This window comes from Kutzneria buriramensis (assembly GCF_003387475.1).
In the GTDB taxonomy this organism is placed as follows: Bacteria; Actinomycetota; Actinomycetes; order Mycobacteriales; family Pseudonocardiaceae; genus Kutzneria; species Kutzneria buriramensis.
This window is the reverse complement of the sequence record NZ_QUNO01000001.1, coordinates 828,515-846,263: the sequence shown is the minus strand read 5'-3', so window position 1 is coordinate 846,263 and position 17,749 is coordinate 828,515. Positions and strand designations below refer to the sequence as shown.

Annotated in this window: 18 protein-coding genes; 6 read left to right on the top strand and 12 right to left on the bottom strand. The window is 72.2% G+C overall.

Annotation, left to right across the window (positions count from 1 at the left end; all coding sequences use genetic code 11):
• Positions 1-4: 4 nt before the first annotated feature.
• Genes BCF44_RS04085 through BCF44_RS04075 form a run of 3 tightly spaced genes read right to left on the bottom strand, consistent with a single transcriptional unit; the run spans position 5 to position 2,009 of the window.
• Entirely contained in the window at positions 5-211 is a 207-nt protein-coding gene (locus tag BCF44_RS04085; protein ID WP_116172652.1) for a Trm112 family protein, read from the bottom strand.
• Positions 212-236: 25 nt separating this feature from the next.
• Complete coding sequence (locus BCF44_RS04080) at positions 237-1,586, bottom strand: phosphomannomutase/phosphoglucomutase (RefSeq protein WP_116172651.1); 1,350 nt, start codon at positions 1,584-1,586, stop codon at positions 237-239.
• Positions 1,587-1,637: 51 nt separating this feature from the next.
• Positions 1,638-2,009, bottom strand: coding sequence for a DUF3499 domain-containing protein (locus BCF44_RS04075; protein WP_211352871.1), 372 nt, complete (start codon positions 2,007-2,009; stop codon positions 1,638-1,640).
• Between the two features lie 85 nt (positions 2,010-2,094).
• Here BCF44_RS04075 and BCF44_RS04070 point away from each other — a divergent pair, with 85 nt between their 5' ends.
• Positions 2,095-2,562, top strand: coding sequence for a metallopeptidase family protein (locus BCF44_RS04070; RefSeq protein WP_116172897.1), 468 nt, complete (start codon positions 2,095-2,097; stop codon positions 2,560-2,562).
• 147 nt (positions 2,563-2,709) lie between these two features.
• Here BCF44_RS04070 and BCF44_RS04065 read toward each other — a convergent pair whose 3' ends face one another.
• Entirely contained in the window at positions 2,710-6,003 is a 3,294-nt protein-coding gene (locus tag BCF44_RS04065) for a glycosyltransferase family 2 protein (RefSeq protein WP_116172649.1), read from the bottom strand.
• A 77-nt stretch (positions 6,004-6,080) separates the two neighbouring features.
• Positions 6,081-6,329 (bottom strand): WhiB family transcriptional regulator, encoded by a 249-nt coding sequence (locus tag BCF44_RS04060; protein ID WP_170217340.1) that lies wholly within the window; start codon positions 6,327-6,329, stop codon positions 6,081-6,083.
• Between the two features lie 368 nt (positions 6,330-6,697).
• Here BCF44_RS04060 and BCF44_RS04055 point away from each other — a divergent pair, with 368 nt between their 5' ends.
• The gene (locus BCF44_RS04055) at positions 6,698-7,420 is read left to right on the top strand and encodes a site-2 protease family protein (protein WP_246014815.1); all 723 of its coding nucleotides are present in this window, start codon (positions 6,698-6,700) and stop codon (positions 7,418-7,420) included.
• A gap of 34 nt (positions 7,421-7,454) precedes the next feature.
• Positions 7,455-8,420, top strand: a complete 966-nt coding sequence (gene cofD, locus BCF44_RS04050; protein ID WP_116172647.1) for a 2-phospho-L-lactate transferase — start codon at positions 7,455-7,457, stop codon at positions 8,418-8,420.
• A 42-nt stretch (positions 8,421-8,462) separates the two neighbouring features.
• Here cofD and BCF44_RS04045 read toward each other — a convergent pair whose 3' ends face one another.
• Positions 8,463-9,323: a heme-binding protein gene (locus tag BCF44_RS04045; protein ID WP_116172646.1), complete on the bottom strand. Its 861-nt coding sequence runs from the start codon at positions 9,321-9,323 to the stop codon at positions 8,463-8,465.
• A 1-nt stretch (position 9,324) separates the two neighbouring features.
• Complete coding sequence (locus BCF44_RS04040) at positions 9,325-9,807, bottom strand: DoxX family protein (protein ID WP_116172645.1); 483 nt, start codon at positions 9,805-9,807, stop codon at positions 9,325-9,327.
• Between the two features lie 244 nt (positions 9,808-10,051).
• Between BCF44_RS04040 and BCF44_RS04035 the strand changes: the two genes are divergently transcribed.
• Both BCF44_RS04035 and BCF44_RS04030 read left to right on the top strand, forming a co-directional pair.
• Positions 10,052-11,392 carry a coenzyme F420-0:L-glutamate ligase gene (locus BCF44_RS04035; protein ID WP_116172644.1) on the top strand — a complete coding sequence of 447 codons (1,341 nt, stop codon included), beginning with the start codon at positions 10,052-10,054 and terminating at the stop codon, positions 11,390-11,392.
• A 73-nt stretch (positions 11,393-11,465) separates the two neighbouring features.
• Positions 11,466-12,005 carry an NUDIX hydrolase gene (locus BCF44_RS04030; protein ID WP_116172643.1) on the top strand — a complete coding sequence of 180 codons (540 nt, stop codon included), beginning with the start codon at positions 11,466-11,468 and terminating at the stop codon, positions 12,003-12,005.
• On the opposite strand, the gene BCF44_RS04025 is transcribed toward BCF44_RS04030, so the two are convergent.
• Complete coding sequence (locus BCF44_RS04025) at positions 12,002-12,817, bottom strand: DNA-3-methyladenine glycosylase family protein (RefSeq protein WP_116172895.1); 816 nt, start codon at positions 12,815-12,817, stop codon at positions 12,002-12,004. The genes BCF44_RS04030 and BCF44_RS04025 overlap by 4 nt on opposite strands.
• A gap of 69 nt (positions 12,818-12,886) precedes the next feature.
• On the bottom strand, positions 12,887-13,981 hold the full coding sequence (gene manB, locus BCF44_RS04020) for a mannose-1-phosphate guanylyltransferase (RefSeq protein ID WP_116172642.1): 1,095 nt from the start codon (positions 13,979-13,981) through the stop codon (positions 12,887-12,889).
• 118 nt (positions 13,982-14,099) lie between these two features.
• On the opposite strand from manB, the gene BCF44_RS04015 reads away from it, so the two are divergent.
• Entirely contained in the window at positions 14,100-14,576 is a 477-nt protein-coding gene (locus tag BCF44_RS04015) for a hypothetical protein (protein ID WP_116172641.1), read from the top strand.
• On the opposite strand, the gene BCF44_RS04010 is transcribed toward BCF44_RS04015, so the two are convergent.
• Genes BCF44_RS04010 through BCF44_RS04000 form a run of 3 tightly spaced genes read right to left on the bottom strand, consistent with a single transcriptional unit; the run spans position 14,542 to position 17,735 of the window.
• Positions 14,542-15,435, bottom strand: coding sequence for a glycosyltransferase family 2 protein (locus tag BCF44_RS04010; RefSeq protein WP_211352869.1), 894 nt, complete (start codon positions 15,433-15,435; stop codon positions 14,542-14,544). The genes BCF44_RS04015 and BCF44_RS04010 overlap by 35 nt on opposite strands.
• Before the next feature lie 11 nt (positions 15,436-15,446).
• Complete coding sequence (locus tag BCF44_RS04005) at positions 15,447-16,601, bottom strand: glycosyltransferase family 4 protein (protein ID WP_116172640.1); 1,155 nt, start codon at positions 16,599-16,601, stop codon at positions 15,447-15,449.
• Between the two features lie 30 nt (positions 16,602-16,631).
• Positions 16,632-17,735: a glycosyltransferase family 4 protein gene (locus BCF44_RS04000; RefSeq protein WP_211352868.1), complete on the bottom strand. Its 1,104-nt coding sequence runs from the start codon at positions 17,733-17,735 to the stop codon at positions 16,632-16,634.
• Positions 17,736-17,749 lie beyond the last annotated feature (14 nt).

Below are 17,749 nucleotides of genomic sequence, written 5' to 3'. Positions count from 1 at the left end.
CAGGTCACCCGGCCAGGCCGCCCGGCGGCGGCACCGCCTCGTCCAGCAGCAGCACCGGGATGCCGTCCTGGACGGGGTAGCCGCGCCCGCACTCGGTGCAGGTCAGCATGTCCGCGTCGGCGTCGTCCGGGGTGCCCGGGCGCAGCGGCGCGTGGTCGGGCGACGGGCAGCGCAGGATCTCCAGCAGCTGCGGATCGAGCTGGACGGCCATCGGGTTCCTCCCTAGCGAAGAAGTCTCAGCGCCGCACGATGGCCAGCACCTCGTCGCGCAGCGCGGCGACCGCGCCCGCGTCGGGTGCCTCCACGTTCAACCGCAGCAGCGGCTCCGTGTTGGAGGCGCGCAGGTTGAACCAGCGGCCGTCTCCGAGGTCGACGGTCATGCCGTCCAGCTCGTCGAAGGTCACACCCTCGCGGTCGGCGAACGCCGCCCGCACGGCGGCGGTGCTGGCGGCCTGGTCGGCGACGGTCGAGTTGATCTCGCCGGACGCCTCGTAGCGGCAGAACTCGGCGGTCAGCTCGGCCAGCGACCCGTCCTGCTCGCCCAGCGCGGCCAGCACGTGCATGGCGGCCAGCATGCCGGTGTCGGCCCGCCAGAAGTCGCGGAAGTAGTAGTGCGCCGAGTGCTCGCCGCCGAAGATGGCGCCGGTCTCGGCCATCCGCTGCTTGATGAACGAGTGCCCGACGCGGGTCCGCACCGGCTTGCCGCCGTGCTCCTCCACGATCTCCGGCACGCAGCGGGAGGTGATCAGGTTGTGGATGATCGTGCCGCCCGGGTCCTTGGCCAGCTCGCGGGTGGCGACCAGGGCCGTCACCGCGCTCGGCGAGACCGGGTTGCCGTCGGCGTCGACCACGAAGCAGCGGTCCGCGTCGCCGTCGAAGGCCAGGCCGGCGTCCGCGCCCACCTCGACCACCCTGCGCTGGAGGTCGACCAGGTTGGCCGGGTCCAGCGGGTTGGCCTCGTGGTTCGGGAAGTTGCCGTCCAGCTCGAAGTACATCGGGACGACCTCGATCGGCAGCCCGGCGAACACCTCGGGCACCGTGTAGCCGCCCATGCCGTTGCCGGCGTCGACCGCGATCTTCAGCGGGCGGATGCCGCTGAGGTCCACGAGCTCGCGCAGGTAGGCGGCGTAGTCGGCGAGCATGTTCCGCTCGCTCACGCTGCCGTGACGGCCCTCGACGGCCGGCACCCCCTGCTGCGCCCACTCCCGGATCTCGGCCAGGCCGCTGTCCTGGCCCACCGGCGCCGCGCCGGCCCGGCAGAGCTTGATCCCGTTGTACTTGGCGGGGTTGTGGCTGGCGGTGAACATCGCGCCGGGCAGCTGGAGCTTGCCGGAGGCGAAGTACAGCATGTCGGTGCTGGCCAGGCCGATGGAGACGACGTCGACGCCCTGGCTGGTCACGCCCTCGGCGAAGGCCGCCGACAGCGCCGGCGACGAGTCCCGCATGTCGTACCCGATGACCACGGACGGGCCACCCACCAGCTTGGCGAACGCGGCGCCCAGCTCCCGGGTCACGGCGGCGTCGAGCTGCTCGCCGACCACCCCACGGATGTCGTAGGCCTTGACGATCGCAGACAGGTCGGGCACGCCTTCTCCCCGGTAGCTCGGATCTGTTCGGATGCCAGCCTACCGGCGCGTTCAGTCCTCGATCGGGTCGGGCAACACCCGCAGGTGGCCCCGACGATGGGCCCCCATCGGGTCGACCCGGGTCGGATCGACCCGGTCCACCGGTCGGTCGGCCCGGCCGGCCTCCCGCACCGCCTCCGCGAGCGCCGTCAGGTCGTCGACCGACGGCTCGGGAGCGGCGAACTCACCCTCATGCCTGACGACCTCCCAGCCGCGGGGCACCGTGAGCCGCATGGCGTGCTCCTCGCACAGGTCGTAACTGTGCGGTTCGGAGTAGGTGGCCAGGGGTCCGACGACCGCGGTGGAGTCCGCATAGGCGTAGGTGAGCGTGGCGACTGCCGGGTTCGTACACCCGGTTCGCGAGCACCGCCTCACGCTCCGCACGATCGCTGACGATAGCGCTTCCCACTCTTGGCGGCGTGCAGGCACGCGGGTGACACGCCCCCGCGTACGCTGACTGGCCGTGGTGATGGCTCGAGGATCCAGGCGTCGGGGACGCCGCAGTCGCGACCGGCACGGCCGTGGCCTGCGGGGACCCCTCTATCCGGCGACGCTGCCCGCCGCGCGCAGCCGGGCCGAGCGTTTCGACGCGCTCGTGATCGAGGCGCTCGAGCCGATCGAGGCGCGCTGGCGCACGGAGTTGACCCAACTGGACGTCGCGGTGGACGACGTGCCGGAGGTGCACGTCGGGCCGGACGACGAGCTGAGCTGGGAGGACGGCGTCGTCGACGACGGCAACGTGCCGCTGGCCCGGCTGGTGCCGGCCGGGGTCGACCGCCGCGGGCTGCCCACCCGGGCCCGGATCGTGCTGTACCGCCGGCCGCTGGAGGCGCGGGCCAAGGACGGGGCGGATCTCGCGGATCTCGTGCACGACGTGCTGGTCGAGCAGATCGCCAGCTACCTGGGCCTGGACCCGGACGTCATCGACGGGGATTAAGACCTGCCTGAGAGCCGGTGACCCGGTGGCCGCGAGGCCGCGCCGGTGCTTGGCACGGTTGGCAGATTTTTCGAGCGGCGCCACCCGGCGTACCCACCAGGAAGCCGACGCGGCGCTCGAAAAATCCGGCAAGGGACAGGCACCGGCTCAAAGGCGGCCTCGCTCCGCCGCGGCACGCGGCGAAACAAGCACCGTGAAGAGCAGGAAGGCGGCCTGGGCCAGGAGCAGGAAGCTCCGCAGGGTGCCGGGCTGGTCGACGGTGACGTCGGCGGCGGTGGTCGGCACCGGGACCGCGATGAGGTGGCCCCAGGCCCGCACGGTGGCCACCTGACGGCCGTCCACGGTCGCCCGCCAGCCGGGCTCGTCCTCGGCGGCCAGCACCAGCAGCCGGCCGCTCGGCCCGTCCGACACCCGTACGGCGATGTCCGGCGGAGCGGCGTCCACCGGCGCGATGCCGGGCGCCCCGAGCTCGGCGGGCGGGGTGCCGCCCGTGACGGCCTTCTGCGCCTGCTGCGGGGCCAGCAGCACCACGTGCCCGTTGGCCAGCTGCACCCGTACCACCGGCCGGCCGTCGGACATCGGCGGCGAGGCTGAGGCCAGTTCGCCGACGGAGTCGTGCAGCCGCCCGGCGGCCGCGGTGTCGGGCAGCACGATGTAGCTGACGCCGTCGGCGGCGAGCTGGGCGACGGCCGCCCTGGCGGCGTCGTGGTCGGTGCCGATCAGGTCCGCGCCGAGCTTGGCGATCCGTTCGGCGGCCCCCGGCACCGGTTCCAGGTCGTCGTCGCCGAAGCCGGCGAGCCCGCCGGCGGTCAACCGGGTCGGCCGGTCGCCGTGGGCCACCTCCAGGACGGTCTCGCCGGTCGACGCCAGCTCGTTGGCGATCGCCGGCACGAACCTCGGATCGCCGCCGGCCCGCAGCGGCCCCTGCCGCCCGGCCAGCAGCGCACTGGCGGCGAGCACCCCGACCACGACCACCGCCGCGCTCACGGCGGCGAACCGCACGTGCGGGATCGACCACACGACCGGCGCCGGCACGCACGCGCCGAGCACCACCAGCAGCAGCCCCGCGCCGGCGACGAGCATCGGCGCGCCGGTCCACACCCGGTTGTGCCAGAGAAACGCCACCACCACCGCGCCGCCGACGGCGACCACCAGGCCGGGCAGCACGTTCCGGTTGGCGCGCAACACCGCCGCGCTCACGCCGGCCACGACGACGAATGCCCCGATCACGCCAAGGGCTTCTGGGCCGCCCGGATCAAGGGTGACGATCCGGGTCCACGGCTCGGCCGGGTCGGGCAGCCGCGCGCCGATGCCGTGCAGCAGGACATCGGGGTGCTGCAACACGACCGCCGGCCACGGCAGCAGCAAAGCCAGCGGCAGCAACACGATCCCGAACAGCGCCAGCACGCGCCGGTGCCCCGGCACGGCGACGAAGCCGATCAGCACGCCGACCAGCACCAGCAGATGCGTCAACGGCGAGAAGGCGCCGATCACCGCCAGTCCGATGGACGTGCTCGCGACGGTGGCCACCCACGTGCCGGGTGCGTTGCCACGCAACAGGGTTGCCGCCCCGGCAAGCACCAGCGGCAGCACCAGGTGCACGACGACCACGTCCAGCCGCCCCTGCGACACCGCCGTCGCGGCCGCCGGCAGCAGCGCGTACGTGGCGGCGACCAGCGCGCGAATCGGCCTGGCGACACGCATCCGCCGCGTCGCCAGGTACGCCGAGACGCCGGCCAGCGGCAGGTCGCCGAACATCAGCACGGCCACCGCAGCCTTGGGACCGCCCAGCACCGCGCCGAGACTTCCCAGCACTGCCAAGGCCGCCGGGGCCGGCGCGGCCGTGCCGCCGGCCACCGGATGCCAGGTCGCCAGGTACGTCGACCAGGTGGTGGCGAGGTCCCGCACCGGCAGCAACCGGCCGCCGACGAGATCGGTGCCGAGCCGGCCGACGTTGACGAGCACGCCGAGCACCGACAGCGCCGCGAACATCCACAGCGCCGGCGACAGCAGCAGCTGCCGGATCACCTCGCCGCGATCGACCTCGACGATCATGAGGTCGGCCAGCGGATTCGGCGCCTCCTCGCCGCGCCGTCGCGGCGAGGGCCGAGGGCGTGGACTGGGTCTCATTCCCATCGGCGTCTGGGCCGCGACGGGCACGACGACGGCCGCCGGCCGCCGGAGTCCGGCCGGTCGGCGCGGCGCGCCACGCAGCGCGCCGGCCGGCAACGCCTGCGGCCCGACGGGAAGCTTGGCGTTGCGGCTGTCCTCGGGATCCAGCCACGCCGTCCGCGCCGTCTCCGGCGCCGGCAGCCGGCCGAGCACCGCGTCGGCCTGCACGCGCCGGCGCACCAGCACGGCCAGGCCGCTGCGGATCGCGTTGCGCAACCGCGTCAGCCGGCTGGTGAACAGTCCGCGCACACTTTTCTGCCCGGCGATCGAAGTTCGCCGGCGATCTGCCCGAGCGGACAGCAGATGCCCGCGCCCGCTCAGCAGATAGCGGACCGCGCCGAGCTCGGCACGCGCGTCCGGGACCCGCCGCAGCACCAGGAAACCCATGGCGCGCAACAGACACAGCAGCACCAGGCGCGGCAGGCCGATCAGGAAGGACGGCAGCGCGCAGTTGACCAGGAACGTGCGCACGCCGTGGGCGCGCTCGACGCCGCGACGGAACGGCCCCGGCGGCGCGGCCAGCGCGTCCAGCCGGCGTTCGCCTACACTGGCGGCGCGGACATGCCGCAGGCGAGCCGTCGGCACCGACAGCACCAGGCTGCCGGCTTTGTTTGCGCGCCAACCGAAATCCAGATCGTCGCCGAGCATCGGCAGCACCGGGTCGTAGCCGTCGAGCCGGCTCCACAGCTCCCGGGCGATCAGCGAGCCGGCCGAGGCCACCGCCAGGGATTCGGTGCTCTGCTCGAAAAACCGCGCCTGCGCGCTCTCCAGCGTGGAGATGCCGGTCTGCCGATGACCGGACGAATCCGTGGACAGTCCGGCCGAGACGACCGTGGTCGGGTCGTTCCAGTCCAGGCCGAGCGGCCCGAGCACGCCGGCGGCCGGCGACATCTCCGCCGCAGCCAGCAGCGCGGCCAGGCAGTCCGGCTCCGGCGCGCTGTCGTCGTGCAGCAGCCACAGCCACCGCCCGGGATCGCCCCAGCGCTGGATCGCGTGCCCCACGGCGGCCCGCACGGCGTCCCCGAAACCGGTTCCACGGGACATCGTCAGCACGCCGTCCAGCACGGGCTTGTCGCCGGATGCCGCCTCGGCCAACAACTTCGAGGTCCGGTCCCGGGAGCCCGTGTCCACCGCGATCACGTGCCGCGGCCGCGGCGTCGAGCGGCGCAGCGCGGACAGCGCCAGGCGCAGCCACGCCTCGCCGTCGTGGCACACGAGCACGGCGAGCACCGGCGCGGTGCGCAGGACCGGCTGGGCCTTACCGGGCAACTGGCCACTCCCATCGTCGGCGCCTGGAGCACACCGTACGACTGATCATCGGGCCAGCTGCCCGGAGGGTAAAGCCGCTAAGCGGGCCGCTTCTTCAACTTCCGGCGCTCCCGTTCGGACAGCCCGCCCCAGATGCCGAAGCGCTCGTCATGGGCCAGCGCGTACTCGAGACACTCCGAGCGCACCTCGCAGCCCTGACAGATCCGCTTGGCCTCCCGGGTGGATCCGCCCTTCTCGGGGAAGAACGCCTCCGGGTCGGTCTGCGCGCACAGGGCGCGCTCCTGCCACTCCTGCTCGTCCTCGTCGTCGAACACCCCGTCCAGCACCGTGAAATCCCTCTCACCGGATTCCAGCAGGCTGAACTCACGAACCGGCGCGATGCCGACGATCTCGGCCGCTTCCACGATGCGGCCTCCTTCTATTTCCATGTCCGTCCGCCTCCTCGCCTTCCGCACTCCCCGGTTGGCGGACACCACCCACCGCCCCCTCGACGGTGAATGACACCAATGTGATTACACCCGTGTCGTTGCAAGGGGTCAAGCGAAGTACACACGTCGGGGGACACCGTCACTGAGGGCTAGCAGGCACCGCCACCTGGTCATACCGCCGCCGGTCACCCTGGGCCACCGGGCACACTGGAGCTGTGAACCGATCTTCGGTGCGACCGAGCCCCCTGTTTCTCGGCCTGCTCGGCATGACAGTCATCGGTGCGGTGCTGTGCGCCCTGCCGGCGGCCGACCCGTTCACCGGCAGCCGGGCGCTGCTCACCCTGGGCGTCGTGCTGTTCGCCATCGGCGGCTGGGTCGTTTCCCTGTGCCTGCACGAGTTCGGCCACGCGTTCGTGGCCTACCGCGGCGGCGACCACGACGTGCGCACGCGCGGTTACCTGACGCTCGACCCGCGTCACTACACCGATCCAGTACTGAGCATCGTGCTGCCGCTGATCTACCTGATCATCGGAGGTATCCCGCTGCCCGGCGGCGCCGTCCTGATCAACCACTGGGCGCTGCGGTCGAGGCCGATCGAATCGCTGGTTTCCCTCGCCGGACCGCTGTTCAATCTTCTTATCGGCGTGCTGCTCAACGTCGTGCTGCTGGTCGTGAATCTGCCCACCGGCCTCGCGCTTGCCGTCGGCTACCTGGCCTTCCTCCAGGTGATGACCTTCCTGTTCAACATCCTGCCGGTGCCGGGCTTCGACGGCTTCGGCGTGATCTCGCCCTGGCTGTCCCGGGAGGCGCAGGCCGTCGCCATGAAGGTGCGGCCGTGGGCGCCGCTGGTGCTGTTCGCCCTGGTGATCAGCTTCTCCCAGGTCAGCGGCGTGTTCTTCGCCATCGCGCGGGCCCTGTTCGCCGCGCTCGGCGGCGATTACCAGCTCTTCGTCGCGGGCGACTTCATCTTCCGCTTCTGGCTCCGGTGAGGTTTCACCCGCAAGCGTGAAAGGATTGCGCCCTGTGAAGGTCGTGGTACTGGTCGGTGGCGTCGGCGGGGCGAGATTCCTGCTGGGCGTGAAGGCAGCTCTGCCCGAACAGGCAGAAGTCACCGCTTTGGTGAACACCGGGGACGACGTGTGGCTGCACGGCCTGCGCATCTGCCCGGACCTGGACACGTGCATGTACACGCTCGGCGGTGGCATCGACACCGAGCGCGGCTGGGGGCTGTCCGGGGAGACCTGGCGGGTCAAGGAGGAACTGGCCGCCTACGGCGCGGAGGCGCCGTGGTTCGGGCTGGGCGACCGGGACATCGCCACCCACCTCGTGCGCACGCGCATGCTGCGCGCCGGCTATCCGCTGTCGGCGGTCACCGAGGCGCTGTGCGCGCGCTGGGAGCCCGGCGTGCGGCTGCTGCCGATGACCGACGACCAGGTGGAGACGCACGTCGTGGTGGACGTGCCCGGCTCGGAGGACGAGCGGCGGGCGATCCACTTCCAGGAGTGGTGGATCCGGTACCACGCCGAGTTGCCGGCGCACTCGATCGTGCCGGTCGGCGCGGACGACGCCAAGCCGGCGCCGGGCGTGCTGGACGCCATCGCCGGCGCGGACGCGGTGTTGTTCGCACCGTCCAACCCCGTGGTCAGCGTCGGCACCGTGCTGTCGATCCCCGGTGTGCGCGAATCGGTTCGACAGACCTCGGCCGGTGTGGTCGGCATCTCCCCGATCATCGGCGACAAGCCGGTGCGCGGCATGGCCGACGCCTGCCTCACCGCGATCGGCGTGGAGACCAGCGCCGAGGCCGTCGGCCGGCACTACGGCTCCCGCAAGGCCGACGGCCTGCTGGACGGCTGGCTGATCGCGCCCGAGGACTCCGCGACCGTGGACGGCGTCGCCGTGCGCAACGTGCCGCTGCTGATGTCCGATGTGGACGCCACCGCGGACATGGTCCGCGCGGCGCTGGACCTCGCCGGCGTGTCGCTCGGCTGACCCGGTGCGCGGCGGCGCGAGGCGCCGCCGCGCACTGCGGCCCTACTGCTTCACCAGCGTGGCCACCTGGATGTGCGGCCAGGCGATCCCCAGGAAGTCCAGCGTCACCTGCTGGGTGTACTGGAGCTGCATGAACGTCCCGGTGCCGTCCGCGGACTGCACCTTCTCGATCCAGAAGATCGCGCTCATGCTCGTCGCGTTGGCGTTCTGCACGACGAACGGGATGTTCTGGATGCCGCCGGCGGTGCCGCCGACCTGGGTGGCGGTGCTGATGATCAGCACCGTGGTCTCGAGGATCTTCTGCTGGCTGATCGCCTCGGTCAGCACCACGTTCGGGTTGGCGATCGCGCCGTCCGGGATGCCGGGCGGCAGCGGCGTCGTGGTGAACGGGTCCAGGTAGGCGCCCGTCACCTTCTGGCCGGTGTTGGGGCCGGCGGAGAACGTCGGCGTCGAGTCGACCGGCGCGATCTCCGGCGGTCCGGCGACGGTCAGCGACGAGCCCTGCGCGAGCAGCGCGTCGCCGTGCGGAATGGTGGCCAGGCGGGCCACGCTGGCCGGCGCCGCCGGATCCGTGGTCGCCGGAATGTTCAGCCACATTCCCGGCTCCAGGTGCAGCGCCCCGTTGGTCACCGCGTCGCTGATCCGCTGGAGATAGTGCACGCCCAGGAAGAAGATGTCGTCCTGGCCGCTGCCCCGGTTCGGGATCGGCGCGCCGATCTCCGTGAACGACAACGTCTCCCGCGTGGCGTTGAGCTCGAGGAAGAACGGCTTGTTGTCGTGCTGGTCGGGACGCGAGATCAGATTGAAGCCATTGCCGACCCAGGTGCCCGGCAGTTCCAGCAGCGGACCGAGATCCGGGCCGGCGTCGGCGACGGGTGCACTGGCACGGAAAACAGCAGGCATTTCACAGCCCCCTTGTGTTGTTTCGGACTCGCGCCATGACCACCAGACAGGCGGCGAGCAGAATGATGTCCTTGAGCACGTACTGACCGGCCAGCGTCGGCGCGTGGTCCGGCCCGCTGAACAGCTCCCCCGGGAACAGCAGCACCGGCAGCAGGATCGCCAGCGCCCACGCGGTGAGCGGATACACGACGTAGCGCAGGCCCCGGCCGGTGATCAGCGACAGGCCGAGCAGGCACTCGACCGTGGCCAGCGCCGGCAGCGCCACCTGGTCCGGCACCAGTCCGAACGTCAGGATCCGGTTGACGTGCAGCACCAGATCCTGCGCCGGACTGACCCCGGGAAAGTATTTGAGAAATCCGAAACCGAAGATCACCAACCCCAGTGCGACGCGGAGCAGCGGAAAGCTGTACCGCGCCAACCAGTTGTCCACCTTCTCGCGCGACACCGGCGGTCCCGGTTTTGTCGCGCCGCGAACTGCCCCCATGTTTCTCCCCCTTGTCCCCCGACATAGGACAAGACGTCCACAGGGCCCGTCAGATGCGTGTCGCAGGACTCTTCGCCCTTTCGGCCAATTTCCTGGCGACCACCGAAACCGGCGAGTACAATCTGTCGGCCGAATTTCGGCGTCGACGGGGCAGCGCCGCGGTCGGGGGGCGCGCCGGCGTGGCAGGATGAGGACCCGTGAGCATCGCTGGCGTTTCGCACGAGCACCGAGCCGGGAGCCGACGTTGACCGATCACGCCGAGGGCTCCGTCGAACTGCTGCCGGTGCCCGGACTGCCCGAGTTCCGGCCCGGCGACGACCTGACCGCCGCGATCGCGCAGGCCGCGCCGTGGCTGCGCGACGGCGACGTGCTGGTGGTCACCAGCAAGATCGTGTCCAAAGTGGAGGGTCAGCTGGTGCCCGCGCCGGACGACCCGGAGGAACGCGAGGCCCGGCGGCGGGAGCTCGTGGTCTCCGAGTCGGTGCGGGTGCTGGCGCGGGTGAAGAACACCCTGATCACCCAGAACCGGCTCGGCATCGTGCAGGCCGCGTCCGGGGTGGACAACTCCAACGTGTCGCAGGCCGAGATCGCGCTGCTGCCGCTCGACCCCGACGCCTCGGCCCGGAAGCTGCGCACCGAGCTGCGCGAGCGGCTGGGCGTCTCCGTCGCCGTCGTGATCACCGACACCATGGGCCGGGCCTGGCGGGTCGGGCAGACCGACGCCGCCATCGGCGCGTCCGGGCTGCCGGTGGTCCGCAGCTACGCCGGCGAGGTCGACCGGCAGGGCAACGAGCTCGTGGTGACCGAGATCGCGCTGGCCGACGAGATCGCCGCCGCCGGCGACCTCGTCAAGGGCAAACTCGGCGCGGTGCCGGTGGCGGTCGTGCGCGGGTTGTCCCTGGCGGACAACGGATCCACCGCACGGGACCTGAACCGGCCCGTCGAGGAAGACCTGTTCCGGTTGGGCACCAACGAATCCATCGCGCAGGGCCGTCGCGAGGCCGTGCTGCTGCGGCGATCCGTGCGGAGTTTCAGTGGCGAGCCGGTGGACGAGGACGTGCTGCGGCGGGCCATCGGCGTGGCGTTGACGGCCCCCGCGCCGCACCACACGCATCCCGTGCGGTTCGTGTGGGTGCGGGACCGTGCGCGGCGGACCAAGCTGCTGGAGGCCATGCGCGACCAGTGGCGCGCCGACCTTCGTAACGACGGGTGGGACGAGGCGCGGATCGAGCGCCGCATCGCTCGCGGCGACCTGCTGTGGGGCGCGACCGAACTGGTGCTGCCGTTCATGGTCATGGACGGCGCCCACTCGTATCCCGACGCGTTGCGGCAAGGGGCCGAGCGCACCATGTTCACCGTCGCCGGCGGCGCCGCGGTGCAGGGGCTACTGGTCGCCCTGGCGGCCGAGGACCTCGCTTCGTGCTGGGTGTCGTCGACCATCTTCTGCCCCGACATCGTGCGGGCCGTGCTGGACCTGCCCGCCGACTGGTCGCCGCTCGGCGCCGTCGCCGTCGGTCATCCGGCCGACGGTGTCACCGGGCCTCGGCCGCCCGCGCCGACCGAACTGGGATTGGTGGAACTGTGACCGAGCTTGCGACGGCACCATTCAACGCAGGGACCTGGGTCACGGACCCGCCGAGCGCTGGCGAGGTGGGCCTGTGAGCCTGCATGCCGACGCCGTGTCGACGTTGACCGGGTGGCTGCCCGGCAGCGAGCCGCAGGAGGCGCTGCGGCAGGCGTTCCTCGGCTTCCTCGCCGCTCGTGAGGACGCGTGCCTGCGGTCGTGCGAGGCCGGGCACATCACCGCCTCGGCGCTGGTGCTCGACGCCACCGCCGAGAACGTCCTGCTGACGCTGCACCCTCGGGTCGGCCGGTGGCTCCAGCTCGGCGGTCACTGCGAGCCCGAGGATGCGACGCTGGTCGACGCCGCCCTGCGCGAGGCCGTCGAGGAGTCCGGCATTCGGGGGCTGCGCATCGAGTCCACACCGCTGCACGTCGACGTGCACCCCATCACGTGCTCGCTCGGCAAGCCCACCCGGCACTTCGACGTCCGGTTCCTCGTGCGCGCTCCCGTCGGGGCGAAGCCCGTGCGCAGCGCCGAGTCCGTGGATCTCCAGTGGTGGCCCGTCGAGGCGCTTCCGTCCAATGTGGACACCGTGCCCGAACTCGTGGATCTGGCGCTGTCCCGTTACCGCTAGATCGCCCGGTAGTCCCTGGCGGAGAACCGTGGTGCGAAGCGGGGTTTCCTGAACCCCGACGCCTCGATGTAGCGGACCGCGCGCTGGCGCTGCGGTCGGTACGGCTCGAGCACCTCGAGCATGCCGTCGTCGTCCAGCGCGCGGCCCACCAGCGCCCAGCCCACCACGCTCGGCAGGTGGAAGTCGCCCACACTCACCTCGTCCGCGTCGCCCCAGGCGCGCTGCGCCACCTCCGCCGTCGTCCACACCCCGATGCCCGGGATCAGGCGCAGCTTCTCCTTGCTGGTCAACGCATGCGCTGCCGCCGCCGCGTTCATCAACGTCCGCCGGCGCGCCCCGTCCACGCCCGCCTTGTGCCACTCCCAGTCCTTGATCGCCAGCAGCTGTCTCGGCGTCGGCGGCACCCTCATCCCCAGCGGCGCCGGCCCCGGCGCCGGCGTTCCGTAGCGACGGCACAGATCCCGCCAGGACCTTCTCGCCTCGTATCCCGTGACCTTCTGCTCCAGCACCGCCGGCACCAGGCTGTCCCAGACGCGGTCCGTCGCCCCCAACCGCAGCCCCGGATTGCGCCGCCTCGTCTCGGCGATCAGCTCGTGGTGGGCCTCGAACCCCTCCGGCTCGTCGTCGGCCCCCAGCAGCCTCGGCACCCCGTCCAGCAACTCCGGCGCCCCGGGTCCCCAGGCCCGCGCCACCACTTCGCCGTCCTGCCGCCTCAGCGCCAGCGACCCGGGCCCCGCGACCGTGTTCCCCGTCAGCCACACCGCCCCGTCCGGGCCCACCTGGAACGCCGGGTCCCCCGCCCCACGCCGCATCGGCCCGACCACCGCGCCCACATCGAGCGCGAAGTCAGGCCTCCAGCGACGGGTCAGGGCGTCCAAGGGCTACGCGTCCGTGGAGAAGCGGACGGAGGTGTCGGGCAGGTGGATGCCGGGCCAGACACGGGCGCCGTGGAGGAGCTCGCAGTGGGCGCCGACGGAGGCGTCGTCGCCGATGACGACGTCGCGGAGGACGGAGCCGGAGCCGACGACGGCACGGGCGCCGACCAATGACGCGGCGACGGTGGCGCCGGAGCGGATGACGGCGCCGTCGAAGAGGACGGAGCCGTCGACGACGGCGCCGGCTTCGACGACGCAACCGGCGCCGACGGTGGAGCCGCCGGTGAGGACGGCGGTCGGGTCGACGGAGGCGCCCTCGAGAACGATCGCGGAGCCGGGGGCGCCGGGGAGGGCGGCGGACGGGGCGATGCCGCGGACGAGGTCGGCGGAGCCCTGGACAAAAGCCCCGGGGGTGCCGAGATCGAGCCAGTACGACGAATCGACGTGCCCCTGGAGACGGCGGCCGGCGGCGAGCAGGCCGGGGAAGGTCTCCCGCTCCACCGACACCCGACGGCCGGTGGGAATGGTCATCAGCGCCTCGCGCCGGAACACGTAGCAACCGGCGTTGATCTGGTCGGTCGGCGGATTGTCGGTCTTCTCCAGGAACGCGGTGACCCGCCCGTCGGCGTCGGTCGGCACGCAGCCGAACGCCCGGGGGTCGGGAACCTTCACGAGGTGGAGGGTGACATCGGCGTCGTTGTCGCGGTGCGTGCCGACGACACCGGCGAGGTCCACCCCCGACAGGATGTCGCCGTTGAACACCATGACGTCGTCCTCGCGCAGCCGGTCGCCGACGTTGCGGATGCCGCCGCCGGTGTCCAGCGGCTCCTCCTCGACGACGTACTCGAGCTCCAGCCCCAGCCGAGACCCGTCGCCGAAGTACTCGGCGAACACCTCGGCCTTGTACGAGGTGCCGAGCACGACGTGCGTGATGCCCACGGCCCGGATCCGGGACAGCAGGTGCGTCAGGAACGGCACCCCCGCGGTGGGCAGCATGGGCTTGGGCGCTGAGAGCGTGAGCGGCCGGAGTCTGGTGCCCTTCCCCCCGACGAGCACGACGGCGTCCACCCCACTGACCTGCTGTCCGACGCTGGACGACATGCCGGTCTTCCTCCTCCACTGACGCGGGCCCAACCGAGGGAATACTCTTGCACGTGGCGGATCGACCGGGCATCGGACCCGGTGGCCGGCGGCACGCCAACCAGGAAGAGGTCGGGAGATGGACCCCCGCGACCGGGCCGACGCAGCACTCGCCCGCGCCAGCGCCCGCAGCCGGTGGGTGGTGACCCCGAACAACGCCACGTCGCCGATGGACGCGAAGCCGACCGTGCAGATCCCACGGGTGGTGGTCAACCAGAACGACCCCCGCGAGCAGGACCCCGACACGACGGTGGTGCTGCCGGGTTCGGTGGCGGCGGGCCAGGTGCCGGTGCCGCAGCAGCAGGCGCCGACCCAGCAGATCCCGCGGGCCCACCAGTCCCAGCCACTCCCGCACGTCCAGCCACGGGCTCAGCATTCGCAACCGCTCCCGCACGTCCAGCCGACCCAGCAGCTGCCGCAGCCTCCGCAGCAGCGGCCGGAGCCCGAGACGAAGCAGTTGCCGGGCATCATCCCGACCACGCAGCAGAACCCGGGCCGCCGTATCTCGCTGACGGACCGCCTCAGCGGGGCACTGCCGGAGGACGACCAGCCCTGAGCTCCAGCTTCAACCGCAGCGCCAGCCCGGCCTTGATGGCCAGCCGCAACGGCGCGTACCACGGCCCCCGATGGCGCTCGGACAGGTACTTGTACGCGCTGGCGTGGTGCGCGGCCAGCATCCGCTCGGACGCCCGCGCGGTGGCGTGCCCACCGAGGTGCACGACCTCCGCGGACGGCAGGTAGACGTTGAGCCAGCCGGCCCGCCCGAGCCGGTCGCCGAGGTCGACGTCCTCGAAGTACATGAAGTAGCTGGAGTCGAAGCCGTCGACGGAGTCGAACGCCTCACGCCGCATGAGCAGGCACGAACCGGACAGCCACCCGGCGGGCCGCTCGACGACGGAGGTGTCCTGCTGCCGGTACTCGCGCGTCCACGGGTTGCTGGGCCACACCTTGCCGAACGCGGCGTGCCCGAGCCCCTTGCCCAGCGACGGCAGCAGCCGCGCGGACGGGTACACGCGGCCGTCGGGCTCGCGGATGAGCGGCCCGAACGAGCCGCCGCGCGGCCACCGCGAGGCGCCCTCGATCAGGATGTCCAGTGAGCCGGCACCCCACTCGATGTCGGGGTTGACGATGACGACCCAGCCGACGTCGTCGGGCAGCTCGGCGACACCGCGGTTGGCGGCGCCGCCGTAGCCGAGGTTGCCACCGGTGCGCACGAGGCGGACGTCGTCCCGCTCGGCCGCGGCCTTCTCCGGCGCGCCGTCGGTGGACCCGTTGTCCGCGAGGATCACGGTGACGGGGCGCGTGGTGGCCTTGGCCAGCGTGTCGAGGAACCGGTCGAGCACCTCACCCGGGGAGTAGGTGATGGTCACGACCGCGAGTTCGTCGCCATACGTCTTCGGCTCGGGCTGCGTCACGCCGGATGAGACTAGTGGCGGGCGCGGCGGGCCAGTACAGCCGCCCGCCCGTACGCCTCGCGGTGCCAGGTGGCCGACGCCGCCCACGAGAACTCCTTGGCCCGCAGCTGCGCGGCCGCGGCCAGCGCCGACCGGCGGGCCGGGTCGTCCAACAGCTCGGTCAGGCCGGCGGCGATGTCGCCCGCGCCGACGCCGACGTACGCGACGGTGTCGCCGCCGACCTCGGGCAGGCTGAGCCGCCGGGTGGTGAGCACGCAGGCGCCGCTGGCCATGGCCTCCAGCACGGGCAGCCCGAAGCCCTCGCCGAGGCTCGGGTATGCCACCACGACCGCGCCGCCGAGGAATCCCGAGAGCTGCTCGAACGGCAGGTAGCCGGCGCGGATCACCCGGATCCGGTGAGGCACGGCGTCCAGGGCGTTCTCGATCTGCGTGTCCCAGCCGGGCTGGCCGGCGAGCACGAGCGCGGGCGGATCCGTGCGCCCCTGACAGGCGCGCGCGAAGCCGCGGATGAGCGCGGGCACGTTCTTGCGCGGCTCCAACGCCCCGAGGAACGCCACGTACGGCGTGTCGTCGAGGTTGAGTGCCTCGCGCACGGCCCTGATCTCCCCCGGCGACGGCGGGTGGAAGCGGTCGGCGTCGACGCCGTGGTGTGCGACCTGAAGCACGCGACGGTCGGCGTTGGCCACGCGCGTGAGCTCGTTCGCGGTGGCACGGCTGGGCACCACGCACACGGTCGCGCGTGCGAGCGACGCTCGCGTCCATGTTCGGAAGAAGCGGGCCTTGACCGACGAGTGCAGCAAGGGGTCGGTGAAGAAGGTGGCGTCGTGCAGCGTGACGACGGAGGCGACCGGACTGGCCAGCGGCATCGTGTAGTGCGGGGAGTGCAGCACGTCGACGCCGAGCGCCCGGGCCAGCCGCGGCAGCGCGCTCTGCTCCCACATCAGCCGCGCGGTGCGCGCGGCCACGGCCTCCGGCGCGGGCACGATGCGGGCGTTGGGCGCGAGCTCCGCGTACAGCGCGGCGTCACGCGGCTGGCAGACCAGGCTGAGCCGGGCCCCGTCCGCGTCCAGCGCCGCCGCCAGCGAGTCGACGTACCGTCCGACGCCGCCCCGGTCGGCGGGCACGGCGGTAGCGTCGATCAAGACGCTGGGGTCGAGATGGGGCACCCGAGCAGGGTACGGCGGGGTTGATGATCATTACCTGCGAATGGCGTAACCGTGTGTGCCCAGTCCCAGATGCGCCGTCCAAACCGATTCAGCCGCCCTGCGCCAAGTGAAGCGGCTCGCCCGCTGTCGACCTCGATCGCTCGCCGCGCGCGCCGCGGCCGGATCGTCGGTGACTGTGCGCAACGCCACTACCAGCGACTTCGGATCGCCGATTCGTGCGGTGACACCAGCGCCGTCGGCCACCTCGACCAGCGCCGGTACATCTGAGTGGACCACAGGAACGCCCGCCGCCATTGCTTCCAACAGCGGAAGGCCGAACCCCTCGGCGAGGCTCGGGACCGCCAGCACGGTCGCCCGATGGAGCACGACGGCGAGCTCGGCGTCGGTCAGCGCCCCCAGCAGCCTCACTCGTTCGGACGACACGTCGACGTTGCCCCAGCCCGTGGCCCCGACCAGCAACACGGGCAGATCCGGCGCATCCGGCAGGCCCATGGCCTCTATGAGCACATCTATGCCTTTGCGCGGTTCCAGCGTGCCGACGGCGAGGACGTAGCGCGGCGGCAACGCAAGCCGTCGAGCGACGGCATCGGCATCCGGCGGTTGGACCGCAAGCGCGGCGGTGACCCCGTGCCCGATCACCTGCACGTGCGCGGAGCCGGGGGCGTATTCGGCGAGCTCCTTCGCCACGGCGGCAGTCGGCACGACGATGCCGTGCGCCTTGCGTACGAGCCGGGACACCATGGTGCGGTGCCACTGCGCACCGTGCGGCGTGAGCGTCTCGGGATGCGTCCACGGCACCGTGTCGTGCACCGTGGCGACGAGCGTGCGCCCGCGTTTGACGACGGTCGGCGCGAGCGGCGTCGGTGCGTGCACGGCGTCGCCGCCGGGCCACAGTGGCACGCCACGCTGCCACAGTCGCGCCAGCACGGGCCGTGGCACCGGGAGCATGCGCGGGCCCTCGACACCGTCGATCTGTGCCGCGCTCGGGTCCGCACAACGCGCCACGACGCCCGTCACGGTCCAGCCGTCGGGAGCCGTCGCGGCGAGCGCGGCGGCGAGTTCCCTGGTGTAGCGGCCGGTGCCACCGGGCACAGGCGCGAGCAGCTGATCGGTCAGCACCACGAGTTCGGGCACGCCCAAGGGTGACA